Annotated in this window: 7 protein-coding genes; 2 read left to right on the forward strand and 5 right to left on the reverse strand. The window is 51.9% G+C overall.

Going from position 1 to position 13,274, the window contains the following annotated elements:
* Positions 1-166 precede the first annotated feature (166 nt).
* On the reverse strand, positions 167-1,957 hold the full coding sequence (locus BM367_RS06205) for a polymer-forming cytoskeletal protein (RefSeq protein ID WP_092459003.1): 1,791 nt from the start codon (positions 1,955-1,957) through the stop codon (positions 167-169).
* Between the two features lie 412 nt (positions 1,958-2,369).
* On the opposite strand from BM367_RS06205, the gene BM367_RS06210 reads away from it, so the two are divergent.
* On the forward strand, positions 2,370-6,029 hold the full coding sequence (locus tag BM367_RS06210; RefSeq protein ID WP_092459005.1) for a VCBS repeat-containing protein: 3,660 nt from the start codon (positions 2,370-2,372) through the stop codon (positions 6,027-6,029).
* A gap of 246 nt (positions 6,030-6,275) precedes the next feature.
* Here BM367_RS06210 and BM367_RS06215 read toward each other — a convergent pair whose 3' ends face one another.
* The 3 genes from BM367_RS06215 to BM367_RS06225 form a co-directional block, all read right to left on the reverse strand.
* The gene (locus tag BM367_RS06215) at positions 6,276-7,433 is read right to left on the reverse strand and encodes a TlpA disulfide reductase family protein (protein WP_177224129.1); all 1,158 of its coding nucleotides are present in this window, start codon (positions 7,431-7,433) and stop codon (positions 6,276-6,278) included.
* Positions 7,434-7,680: 247 nt separating this feature from the next.
* Positions 7,681-9,135, reverse strand: a complete 1,455-nt coding sequence (gatB, locus tag BM367_RS06220) for an Asp-tRNA(Asn)/Glu-tRNA(Gln) amidotransferase subunit GatB (protein ID WP_245759915.1) — start codon at positions 9,133-9,135, stop codon at positions 7,681-7,683.
* Between the two features lie 38 nt (positions 9,136-9,173).
* The gene (locus BM367_RS06225) at positions 9,174-11,630 is read right to left on the reverse strand and encodes an efflux RND transporter permease subunit (RefSeq protein ID WP_092459012.1); all 2,457 of its coding nucleotides are present in this window, start codon (positions 11,628-11,630) and stop codon (positions 9,174-9,176) included.
* Positions 11,631-11,721: 91 nt separating this feature from the next.
* On the opposite strand from BM367_RS06225, the gene recO reads away from it, so the two are divergent.
* Complete coding sequence (recO, locus tag BM367_RS06230) at positions 11,722-12,465, forward strand: DNA repair protein RecO (RefSeq protein ID WP_177224130.1); 744 nt, start codon at positions 11,722-11,724, stop codon at positions 12,463-12,465.
* Here recO and BM367_RS06235 read toward each other — a convergent pair.
* The gene (locus BM367_RS06235; protein ID WP_092459016.1) at positions 12,438-13,274 is read right to left on the reverse strand and encodes an NHL repeat-containing protein; all 837 of its coding nucleotides are present in this window, start codon (positions 13,272-13,274) and stop codon (positions 12,438-12,440) included. The two genes, recO and BM367_RS06235, sit on opposite strands and share 28 nt — an antisense overlap.

Consider the following 13,274-nt stretch of genomic DNA (forward strand, 5'->3'; position numbering starts at 1 on the left):
AGTATTCTCCTCCGGGATCCGGATCTGCCCATTCATCACCCAACCCCATCCGGAGCTATTCCCCTCGTCCCCATCCTGAGCCCAGCGAAGGATCTCCCCGACGACGGGTGGGGGGCATCATACAAAAAAGGCAATAGGGCAAAAGATTGGGGCAAACACACGGTCCTTATTTCTGGATGATGTACCAGTTGGTGCCATCGGTTTGGAGGGTCACAAAAGTCCAGTCGTTGTAGATGGTGTAGCTTGAGCCTCCCTCAATCTGTCCGCTGGAAGGAGTAATGGTCAGGGCGTTGTCGATGCCTCCGTTACCAATTTTTTTGATGGTATAGATACGGCCATTTAATCCCGCAGGATTGGGAAGGGTTACGGTAATAGGTCCACCCGAGCAATTAGCCAGAATGGTATGGTCTTTTTCGGTGGCTGTATAGTTAGCTGTCACGGTAGTAATAGCCAGTGAAAAAGAGCCCTGTACCTGTAAGGTGGAATTGGGCGTGCCGGTGGTGCCAATGGCCAGCGAATCGCGGAAGCTCTTGGTGCCGGCGAATTTTTGCGCCAGGGTATCCATGACGCCGCGAACGGTATCAGCGGCGGTGGGAATGTTGATGATGGTTTTATCAGCCGCACTGCTGTCGATATAGATATCGTGCTTGGAAGCGTCTTTGCCTACCTGCAGTTGTTTGAAGGCCGATTGGTTGAGGGTTTTTTGCAGGACCACGCCTGAAGAATTGCGGATGAGCACATTATTACCGTCGGTGGGGGCTGCATTGCCAATATTGGCCAGGGTAAGGGTGCTGCCGGAGTTGCCATTCAGCACGGTGTTGCCATTAACGGTGGCATTGTTCTGGAAGGTAGCAGCCCCGGTGACATTCAGGGTGCCCCCCACGGTACTATTGCCGTTGACCGTACTGTTCTGGTTGACAGTCAGGTTGCTCTGGAGGGTAGCGTCGCCGGTTACCTGTAGGGTGCCCCCTACGGTACTATTGCCTGTTACAGCACTATTTCCCGACACGCCGAGGTTTTGGTTGATTTGCACGTTACCGGTAAAAGTTTTATCCCCTCCCAAAGTTTGAGTGCCGGCCGTGATGGCGCCGGGATGGGTGGCATCGGCGGCATGCAGGGTGATGACTTTGGCTGCGTTATCAACGGTTAGTCCGTTGTTGTCCGGGGTGGTAGAAAACGCTGCACTCCAGCTGGCGGCAGCATATTGCAGTTTCAGGTAGTCGGCATACGACAGGAAACCGGCCGTTTGGGTGGTATTGTTTACGACCGGCACATTCAGGGTAAGGGTGCTGTCGGTAGCGTTAGGCGTAAAGCCAAAGTTGGGACTGGTTGTGGAACTATCGGCTTTCAGGGTAATGCCTTCGTTGCGCAAGCCGTTTAAAATCTGGATAGCATCCCGGAAAGCGGCGTTAGACAGGTTCCTGCGTTTGATGATATTGCCGTTGCTGGGGTCAATAACCAGCACCTGCAAGGTATCGGTGGTTTGGGGTAGGTTAGGCAATTCGAGGTAGCCATCCTTGGTGATGTGTACGGCTTCCACGCCGTTGGCACCGATGCGTACAGGCTGGGCATCGCGGGTGCCTAAGAAATTTCCGGCCGAGTCGGTACCCCAGTTACCCCCGCGGCGCCAGAAAGCCGTGGTGTCGTCGGCAGCTACCGAAAGCTGGGCCCAGTAGCCATTGCGACGTACATAAAGGCCCGGATTGGGTGCCTTGGAGAGGTAAATGATCATCCCATCCGGTGGAGCCGGCGTGATGCTGTTGATCAACACGGTATCGGTCAGCCGGGTCAGCAACAGCCCCTGGCGGTCGCTCTCCAATTCCAGGATGGCTGATTTCTGGATGTTGGTGGGATTGCTTCCGATTTTCAGCTGCGCAAAGCTGCGCGAAGCCAGAATAGAAAAGGTGGCGAAAAATACCACACACGCCACCCGGTGGTGATTGGTGAACAGTTTCATAGGATATTGGTTTTTATAGGCAACAATAAAATACGTAACGAATAGAGAATGGGTTTTCTCTATCTGCACATCCTTTCATCTACCTCAATCCAACCCCTGACTCCGCACTTTTCTGTGATCACCACAAGACACCAGCAAAGTAAAAAAGTTTTTTTCAAAAATGCAACAATTTTCTATGTAATTTTTTTCATAATGTAAAAAAATGAATATATCTAACGTGTGTGAATTACACGAATTTGTGAGAAGTATAGCCGAAACTCAAGGCTGGTGTAGTTTTTACTCAAATAACAATTATTTTGATGTGTATATTTTGTGGCATGGGCAAAAATCGGGAAGATGAAAAATTTTTCAAAATAGCAGGCAAGAGCCTGTTTGAAAGGAGGCATTTTGTATTTTCAGGCAAATTTTACCCATGAACCATCGGCTACTGGTGGCCTGCCTTTTGATAGGCGTGGCCTGGAGTTTAGGTTGTCGGCATCGTCCATCCACCCTGTTTCGTCTTCTTCCGGCTTCCCGCACGGGTATTGATTTCAACAACGAAGTGCAGGAAAATGATTCCATCAATCCCATCGACCTGGAGTTTCTCTACAACGGCGGGGGTGTGGCCGTAGGCGATTTTAACCGGGATGGCTTGCCCGACCTGTATTTCACGGGCAGCCTGACGGGCAACCGGTTGTATTTGAACCAAGGTCACCTGCATTTCCGGGATGTAACCGACGAAGCCGGTGTGCGGGGCGAGGGGCGCTGGTGCAATGGAGCCACGGTAGTGGATATCAACAACGACGGCTGGCCCGACATTTATGTGTGTGCCACCATCAGCAAAGACCCCAATAAGCGCCGCAACATGCTGTTCATCAACCAGGGACTCGATAAAAACGGGGTTCCCGTCTTCAAAGAAGAAGCCCATGAATACGGGCTCGACGATACGGGTCACTCCGTGATGGCGGCTTTTTTTGACTACGACCACGACGGGGATTTAGACATGTATCTGGTGGAAACCACGCCTGCCGGGCGAAACAACAGCGCCTTTTACGGACCCCTGGATCAGTTCAAGAACACCAACTCCGACAAGCTGTTTCGCAACGACTGGAGCGACTCGCTGCACCATCCGGTGTTTACCGACGTGTCGGCACAGGCTGGCATTCACGACGATGGGTATGGCCTTTCTGTTGATATTGCTGATTTCAATCATGACGGCTGGCCCGATATCTATGTGGACAACGATTTTATGACCAACGACCTGCTGTATATCAACAATCACAACGGCACCTTTACCAACGCCATCAAATCCTATTTCAAACACACGGCCCAATCGGCCATGGGCAGCGACGTGGGCGATGTGAACAACGACGGGTTGCCCGATCTGGTAAGCGTGGATATGGCGGCTGCCGATAATGAGCGCAAAAAGAAAAACATGCCGGCGGAGAATTACTTCAACTACCTGAATATGATTGCCTATGGGTATGTGATTCAGTTCGGGCGCAATGTATTGCAAATCAACCAGGGACCTGCCGTGGGAGAGGGCGACAGCGTGCAACATCCGGTATTCAGCGATGTGGCCTACCTGGCCGGCGTGGCGGAAACTGACTGGAGCTGGACGCCCAGCCTGGCCGACTTCAACAACGACGGCCGGCTCGACCTGATCGTAACCAATGGCTATCCGAAAGACGTAACCGATCATGATTTCATCACCTATCAGCAAATGGCCACCAACCTGATGCCCAAACAAGATATCCTGAACCATATCCCCAGCATCCGGATACCCAACTATGCTTTTGAAAACGAGGGGAATCTGCATTTTCAGGATGTGACAAAGGCCTGGGGCATGGATATCCCTTCTTTTTCCAACGGCGGTGTGTATGTGGACTTAGACAACGATGGCGACCTGGACTATGTGGTGAACAACATCAATCAGCCGGCTTTTGTATTTGAAAACACCCTGAATGATGCTAAACACATCCGGGCTCATTTTCTGCGGGTAAAACTGGTGGGCGACTCGCTGAACCGCGATGCAATAGGCACCACCTTGTTGCTCTATGCCGGCGGTCAACTGCAGATGCGCTATCACCAGCCGGTGCGGGGCTATCTATCGAGTGTGGACCCTATCGAGCACTTTGGCCTGGGGACGCACACTGTAGTCGATTCGCTGGTGGTGCTCTGGCCCGATGGCGAATACCAGAAGCTTGTGCATATCCCTGCCGATCAGCTTTTGACGGTGGATATCCGCAATGCCCATTATCCGGCACTTTCGGCTTCGTATGCTGCCCTGCCCGACCATTCCCTGGCTAAAGATACCCAGGCGCTCCACTATTGGTATGATCGTCCGGCTGTAGATGCCACTGCCCTGTTTTCCCAGGTTACGTCAAAAGCCGGCATTCACTACGTAAACCAGGATCCGGATTACAATGATTTTTTTGTCCAAAAACTGTTACCGCACAAGCTGTCGCAATACGGGCCGGGGCTGGCCGTGGGTGATGTGGATGGCAATGGGCTGGAAGACCTGCTGATAGGCGGTTCTACAGGTTATACGCCCACCTGGCTGTTACAGGATCGGCCGGGGCATTTTCTACAGAAAGATTTCCTGGCTATGGCCGACCGGTATGACCGGCAGCGGGAAAACAGGGGCCTCCTGATTTTTGATGCCGATGGCGACGGTAAACCCGATCTGTACCTGACCTCGGGCAGTGTAGAACAGCCTGCAGGCTCATCGGCCTATCAGGATCAGTTTTATCACAACCTGGGGCATGGCCGGTTTCAACTCGATACGGCTGCCATCCCGGTGAACACCACCAGCAAATCGTGTGTGATTGGGGCCGATTTTAACCGGGACGGCAAGATGGATCTGTTTGTAGGAGGGCGGGTAGAGCCGGGCGCCTGGCCTAAACCCGTGTCCTCCTTTATGCTGGAAAATGAAAGCACACCCGGACATCCGCTGTTCAGAGATGTAACCAGCGAGGTGGCCCCCATGCTGAAAAACATCGGCATGGTAACGGCCGCTATCTGGACGGATTTCAACAACGACGGCTGGCCCGATTTGATCCTGGTTGGGGAATGGATGCCCATTACTTTTTTGGAAAACGATCATGGCCATTTTCGGGATGTAACCGATCGGACGGGTGTACAAAACCAATTAGGCTGGTGGAACAGCATTGTGGCGGGCGATTTCAACAACGACGGTCGCATGGATTATATCGTGGGCAACCTGGGTGAAAATGCCTATTACCGGGCCAGCCAGGCCTTTCCCATGCATGTGTATGCCAAAGATTTTGATGGCAATGGCACCTACGATGCCATACCCACCATGTATATGCCCGATTCCACCGGGAAGAAAAAAGAATATCCCACCGAAGGGCGGGATGATCTCATCCGGCAGATTCCGGGATTAAGGCGGAAATTTCCCACCTATCGCGGATTTGGTCTGGCTACCATTCAGGATATCCTTACGCCCGACCAGCTAAAAGGAGCATTGGTGCTGGAGGCCAATCAGTTTCATTCGGTTTACCTGGAAAACATGGGTAATGGCCGCTTTGCGATGCATCCCCTGCCGGTAGAGGCGCAAGTAGCGCCTGTTTATGGCATGGTGACCGGCGATTTCAATGGCGATGGGAATCTGGATGTGGCCCTTTGCGGTAACGATTATGGTCCCGATCCCAATACCGGTCGTTACGATGCCCTGAATGGACTGGTATTGCTGGGTGATGGAAAAGGGAGTTTCAGGCCCCAGAGCATCCTGCAGAGTGGGTTTTATGTGCCCGGCGATGCCAAGGCCATGGCCTGGATAGATTTAGGTAAGGGCAGCCCGGGTCTGGCGGTTACGCAAAACAATGGTCCGCTGCTCCTGTTTCGGCCACGCCTGCCCCTGCGATTGATAGCCCTGAAGCCCGACGAAACTGCGGCCATTGAATACCTGAAAAATGGCCAGTCGCGCCGGGCAGAAGTATATTGGCAGGGGGCTTTTCTCTCCGCTTCGCCGCATGCCCTGCTGGTGGATAGCCTGGTGAATCGGGTGGATATTTTCAATATCCGTGGGCAAAAACGCACGCTGACGGCTCCTTTCCGGAGCCCGGAATGACGGTATTCTCATCATCGTCCCCGTCCCAAGCCGCTCCCCCTCATCCCCATCCTAAGCCATTCCCCTTCGTCCCAATCCTGAGCGCAGCGAAGGATCTCCTCACCCATACCGCCACTGCGAGCACCTGCGAGGCCTGTCTGCCGGCAGGCAGGAAACCGCTGAATCGCATGCACGCTGTTCAAGGAGGTCCCTCACTTCGTTCGGGATGGGGACGGGAAAAGGGGGATGGGGGCGGGAAAAAGGGTTTTACTGCAAAATCTTCTTCAGCGTATCTTCCAGCGCCGGCCCGATGAGGTTTTCGGCAATGATTTTTCCCTGCGGATCAAGCAGAAAATTGGCCGGGATAGCTTCCACGTGGTAGAGATCGGCTGCAGCGGAATTCCAGCCTTTCAAATCGCTCACATGATTCCAGTTGAGATGATCTTCGTGGATGGCTTTCAGCCAGTTTTCCTTTTTGCTATCCAGGGAAACGCTGAAAACGGTGAAATTTTTATCCTTGAATTGCTGGTAAACAGCCACCACATAAGGGTTTTCCTGGCGGCAGGGGGCACACCAGGAGGCCCAGAAATCGACCAGCACATATTTTCCCCGGAAATCATGCAGCGAAAGCATGTGGCCAGCTGTGTCGGGCAGGCTGATGTTCGGAGCCACGGAACCTACAGGCAGAGGTGCACCCGAAGATTCTTCCGCTATCAGCTGATAGGCAGCCACCAGGTCTTTCACCAGTTGGTGATGGGGAAAACGAGAGAGCAACCGGTCAATCACGGGTTTGGCCTGCAGCAGTTCATCCCGGCTTTGCAGCATGCTTAAGGCAAACACGGCACATGCCGGGCTTTGCGTGGTATCGGCGAAGTGCAGGATATAGTTTTCCAGGGCTTGCTCACGTGTCTGGATTTCCTGACTCCGCACAGCCAGCACGCTGTCGGATAGCTGGCCAGATTTTCTCAGGCTGTCGTAGGTGCGCGTTTCCTGCGTCAGGATTTGGTTTTCCTGATAAAGATGATGGAGGAACGCCTGCAAGGTAACTGAAGCGGAAGAACCGGAAAACCCCACCTGGCTTAGCTGGTTGTAATCACCGGAAAGGGTGGTGTGACCACCCGACAGCACCAGAAACAGCAACTGACCGTTGGGGAATCGCAGGCGGTACAGGCCTTCTTCGGGAATAGTGCCGGTGAAGGTCAGGGGTTGGGAAGCTGTTAACAGATTAAGCGTGTCAATGGTTTTTACCTGATTGATTTCGAGGGCATCCAGGTAAACGATTCCTTGATTGGGCAGATGACTCAATTCAAGGCTCAGGGTAAAAGATCGGGGGGAAGGGGTGCGATGACAGGCAGCCAGCAGACCCAATGCCAGCCACAAATAAATCCACGGACCTCTTAGCAAAGTAAAAACAGTATTCCGCATGATAGGTGTTTTATCCCTGCAATTTATCCATTCGCGGTTTGAATCGGCACGTTGCCCGTTTATTTTTAACATTTACCTATCTACCATTACACGTTTACCGGAAAAATTCGTGCATTCCCTGTTCTTAATGAGGCTTTCACTAAACCCGCCTTGCTTCGAAACTGCTGTTGCATGTACCTTTGAAATGGTTTTTCATAGGATATGGTTAACTTATTATGCAGGGAGCTGTTGTCTAACAGCTCCATTTTTATTTTAGTCTTTCCCGAATCAGTTCATGGATGAGTTGCGGATTGGCTTTCCCTTGCGTTTTTTTCATGACTTCCCCCACGAAATAACCCAGCAGTCCCTTTTTTCCGGAGCGATATTGTTTGATTTTATCGGGCATGGCATGCAGAATTTCATCCACGCAGGCCAGCAGCTCCTGCTTGTCTGGCTGGTTGTGTAGCCCCAGCTGTTCAGCCAGTTGCGCAGGCGAAAGAGGGGTGCCTTCCAGCAGGGGGGGTAGCAATTGCTGAGCTGCAGCCGTGAAGGTGGTTGTCCCGTTTTCGATCAATTGGATGAGTTCTGCCAGTTGCCCGGGTGTCAGGTGGCCGGCGGGCTCCTGCAGCGGATGGCTGTTCAGGTAGGCCCGGATGGGTCCCAGCAGCCAGTTGGCAATAGTTTTGGCTGCCGCCGGGGAAAGCAGGCGAAGGTTTTCTGTGAAAAACTGTACGGTGGCCGGGCTTTCTGTGAGCTGCCAGGCCTCTGAAAAACCAAGCCCCAGCTCATTTTGGTAGGTATCCATCAGCAGTTCCTGGGAGGGTGGCATCTGCTGGTGGATGGATCCGAGCATAGAGTCGGTAATGACAAACGGTGCGAGGTCGGGCTCCGGAAAATATCGGTAATCATGCGCCATCTCCTTTTGGCGCTGGGGGTAGGTGATGTTGCGCTGCTCGTCGTATCCCCGTGTGTGCTGGGCGATGGGGATGCCTTGTTCCAGCTCTGTAATCTGCCGGTTGATTTCGTATTCCAGGGCTTTGCGCACAAAACGCACGGAGTTCAGGTTTTTGATTTCTACCTTGGTACCCAGGGTTTGTGTGCCGGCCGGGCGGACGGATACATTTACATCGCAACGCAGGCTACCTTCTTCCATATTGCCATCACTTACCCCCAGGTAGCGCACCAGCCTTCTGAGGGCCGTCAGGCAGGCGGCGGCCTCTTCCGGTGAATGCAGGTCGGGTTCGGTGACTATTTCCAGCAGAGGCACGCCGGCCCGGTTGAAATCTACCCATGCATGATGTTCCCGATGCAACAGCTTGCCGGCATCTTCTTCGAGGTGCATGTGGTGAATGCGAATGGTTTTTCGGACCATGCCCGAGGCGTGCTCTACGTAGATTGTCAAATAACCTCCCTTGCAGATGGGGGTATGATGTTGGGTAATCTGATAGCCTTTGGGCAGATCGGGGTAGAAATAGTTTTTCCGGTCGAAATAATTGATGCGGGTGATCTCCGCATGGCAGGCCAGGCCCAGTTTCACGGCCTGTTCAATGGCTTTGCGGTTCAGGCGGGGCAGGGTACCGGGGTGGGCCAGGCTGATCGCACTGATATGGGTATTGGGTTCGGTGGTAAAATCTGCAGCATCGGCACTGAACAATTTGCTGGCGGTGAGGAGTTGCACGTGCAGCTCCAGTCCAATCACGGCTTCCCACTCCATCGAAGGCATGGTTTTGCAGCAAAAGTAAGAAAACTCCGGCGGGCAGCTTAGTTTTTCACATGGGGTTGTTTTTCCTTTGACGAAGGCCGGGTGTCATGATTCAATTCCGAGAGGCCAAGTTCTTCCAGCGAGAGATCCTTTTCTTCATCCACGGCGGGCCATAGCTGATGGCGACGGGCTTTGCGTTTCAGGGATTTTTCCAGCCAGAGGAGCATGGCCGGCAGAATAGTCAGGTTGCTGATCATGGCCAGGATCAGTGTCAGAGAGGTGAGCAAGCCCAGGGCCTGGGTGCCCCCGAAAGCTGAGAAGCTGAAAATCATAAACCCGGCAAACAGAATCAACCCCGTGTACACGATGCTGATGCCGGTGTCGTGGATAGTTCGTTTAACGGCTTCCGACATCTGATAATGCACCAGCTGCATTTCCTGTTTGAAATTGACCAGAAAGCGGATCGTTACATCAATGGCAATACCGAGAGCCACACTGAAGACGAGCACTGTGGAGGGTTTCAGCGGCACCCCCAGCCAGCCCATCACGCCAGCCGTAAAAGCCAGGGGAATCATATTCGGAACCAGGGAAATGAACACCACTTTCCAGGAACGAAACAGGTAAAACATACAACCCAGAATCAGTACAAAAGCCAGCAGGATGCTGTCCGTCAAACCGTTGATGATGTAGCGGGAACCTTCCAGAAACACCACCGATGTACCCGTATAGGTTAAAGTATAGCGCGAGGGCGGGAAAAGGGAATCGGCCTTCTTTTGCACAGCCTGCAACAACACGGGCAGGCGGCGTGTGCCCACATCCTTCATGTTGATGCTCAGCCGGGCTATTTGTTTGCTGCTGTCCACAAAAGCATGCAAAAGTCTTTCAAAACCATTGCCGGCAGATGAAGCTGAAGGCCTGAACTGCAGGTAGGGGGCTAAAAACACCAGATCAAACTGGTTGGGGATGGCATAGCTGAGAGAATCGCCGCCGTAGTATGCCTGTCGGGCGAACTTGATGCCTTCTACATACGACATAGGGCGGGCAAAATCAGGTTGTCGGGCAATGTATCGGCTGAATGCATCAATCCGGTTCATCAGATCGAGGGATACAACCCCATTGGGATGATGTGTATGAATGAGGATTTCCAGGGGCATTACCCCTTTGAAGTTCCGTTCAAAAAACTTCAGGTCGGTATACAGCCTGTCGCGATGCGGCACATCGTCCAGGATATATCCCACGCTGTTCAACCGGGTGATACCTACGATGGCAAATACCAGCACCAGCACTGTGCCTGCATATACCATTGGCCGGTAATGAAAAACCAGTATTTCCAGCCGTTTCAGCACCCAATTCAGCAGCGGATTATCCAGGTAGTCAACTTGTTTTTCTTTTGGTGCCGGCAGGTAGCTCAGGATAGCCGGCAGGAATACCAGCGAAATCACAAACAACCATAGGATGTTGATGCCTGCCACGATTCCGAACTCTTTCAGCACGGCACTCCGGGTGAAGAAGAAGACGCCAAAGCCTATGGCAGCCGTAAGATTGGTGAAAAGCGTAACGATGCCCATTCGTTGCACCATGCGTACCAGTGCGCGGACCTTGTTCTGATGGCGGGCATATTCACTGTGGTACTTGTTCAGAAAGTAAACACAGTTTGGAATGCCGATCACTACTATCAAAGGTGGAATCAATCCGGTGAGGATGGTGAGTTTATAACCCAGCAGTACAATAGTGGCCAATGACCAGATCACGCCAATCAGTACCACTGTCATGGACATCCACACGGCTGACAACGAGCGGAAGAACAACAGCAAAATCAGGGCTGTCAACACTACAGAACTGATAAGAAAAATACGCAGTTCGCGGGAAAGTTTATTGGTAATCACGGTGCGGATGTAGGGAATCCCGCTCAGGTAGCAGGTAATCTGATGCTGCTGGCCAAATTTGTCGGCCAGTTGCTCAATTGCATCAATGATCCGGGTTCTGCCGGAGGTGTTGAGGATATCTTTATTGATGTGCACAGCCATCAGATAGCTGTGGGTTTCCGGATTGTAAAGCAGTCCGTTGTAAAAAGGCAGGGACAGAAATACGTTTTTCAAGCTGTCCAATTCGCGCTGGTTGAGCGAATCGGATGGAAAGATAAGGGTGGCCTGCAGGCGATGCAGGCTGTCATCTTTTTTCAAATTCAGGGCAGTGGGGATGCTCAGCACATCCTCCACATAAGGAACCTGCTGAATATGCTGTACCAGCTGCTGGTAATCGTGAAAGAAAGAAGAGTCAAAAAAATGATCGGTCTGATAGCCAATGACCATCAGGTTGCCGTCTTCCCCGAAAGTTTTTTTAAATGCCAGGTATTGCTTGTATTTGGGATCGTTGAGCGGGATGGATTTGATGAAATCATAAGATAGTTGCACATGAGCGGCAAAGTAAGCCATGATGCAGGTCAATATGCCTAAAAGGTAGAGCAGAATCAGTCGTTTTTTCAATATCCAGCTTGCTAATCTTTGCCAGCTCATTCACGCGGGTTTAGGGTTGCAAAGCTACTAAACTTGAGAGAGAGCAACAGGTTCTCCCTACCTTTGTTGTCCGAAAATATGCTGCATTGCTGTGCTTCAGAAAACGAGAGGTATTGTGTTGCGTGCCGTCAAATACGGTGAAACCAGTGTGGTGGCTACTGTTTTCACGGAAGAGCTGGGCGTGCAGAGTTACCTGGTAAATGGTGTACGCAGCGCCGGTTCAGCAAGGATGAAAGCTGCTTCTTTCCAGCCGGGCATGATCCTGGAGATGGTGGTTTATCATCATGCGCGCAAAAGCCTGCAACGCATATCCGAAATACAATATGGCTATCTGTATCGAAAGATAGGGTCCGAGCCTGTAAGGGTTGCTATCATGCTCTACATTGCGGAATTGCTGCTACGCCTGCTTCAGTTGCCTCAACCGTTCAAGGATCTGTATGATTTTACCGAAAAGCAGCTTAGATGGCTGGATACAACCGAAGGCCCGGTGGCCAATTTGCCATTATATTTTACCTTGCACCTGGCTGCCGGGATGGGCATTGGCTTGCCCCGTACCTTTCATGCCGATCGACCTTATCTGGATTTACGGGAGGGGGTATATCTGACGCATATTCCATCCCATCCGGATTTTTTGGATGCAGCAGAAAGTGAGATTACGGCCCGACTGCTGGCCTGTTCGTCGGCCGATGAAGCCGCAGCTATTGCATTGACGCAATCTCAAAGGCGAAAACTGATCCTGCGTTATCAGGATTATCTGCGCTGGCATGTACCGGCCTTTACTTCTCTGCATGCGCTCCCTGTATTGTTTCAATTGTTCGACACAATGGATAGCTGAAGTGTATACAAGGCACGGGTGCCAAGCACCCACAGGCGGTGGTTATTGGGTGAGACGGCTATATCCCGGAGCTTTATATAAGCAGGCAAAGAAATGCCGGGCCATTGTCTGAAAGGAGGCTGAAATACATACAGGCTATCGGCTTTGAGTACATACAGCCATTCATCTGTCACCGCAAACGATTGGGAATTTTCAACCGGAATCCATGTTTTGAAATTGGCCAGTTCATCGTACACAGCGATACCTCGTTGCGGATCATAAAGATATACCTGTTGATGGCGGTCAATGATCCGCGTAGGTTGCAGCAGACCGGGCATGAGCTGGTTAAAAGGAGCACTTTGCAGAAGCAGATTACCGTCCGGACTTATTTTTTTCAAGGTTCCATTCCCTGCATCATATACCCAGATCTGGTTGTCGTAGGAAAGAGCCATGGCAGCAGGTTGCAGGATACCTTTTGCTTTCAGGTCGAGTACATACTGGGAGGTCAGCCATCTGGAGAGAAAATAAATGCGCCCGGTATGGGCATAAAAAAGCAAAATGCGCAACGGATTGCTTACATCAGCCTGGTCGGGAATGCCAGTGCTCCAGTTGGTATACTGATACAGGCTGTCAGCTTGCCCATCTTTTTTGAAGAAAACACCCTGCTGGTTAATCCAGTACAAATTGCCGGAAGGGTCTGTGTACACCTGGCGGGCCTTTAATGCAAAGCTGTCGGTGATCCGGAAGAAAAGCCCAGGTGCCTGTGCGGCGGCAGAAAAGGCGTAGCAAGACCAACAAATGCAAAGAATGCCGGAATATAACGTTTTCAT

Origin of the sequence: Thermoflavifilum thermophilum (assembly GCF_900116565.1) — a bacterium.
GTDB lineage: Bacteria > Bacteroidota > Bacteroidia > Chitinophagales > Chitinophagaceae > Thermoflavifilum > Thermoflavifilum thermophilum.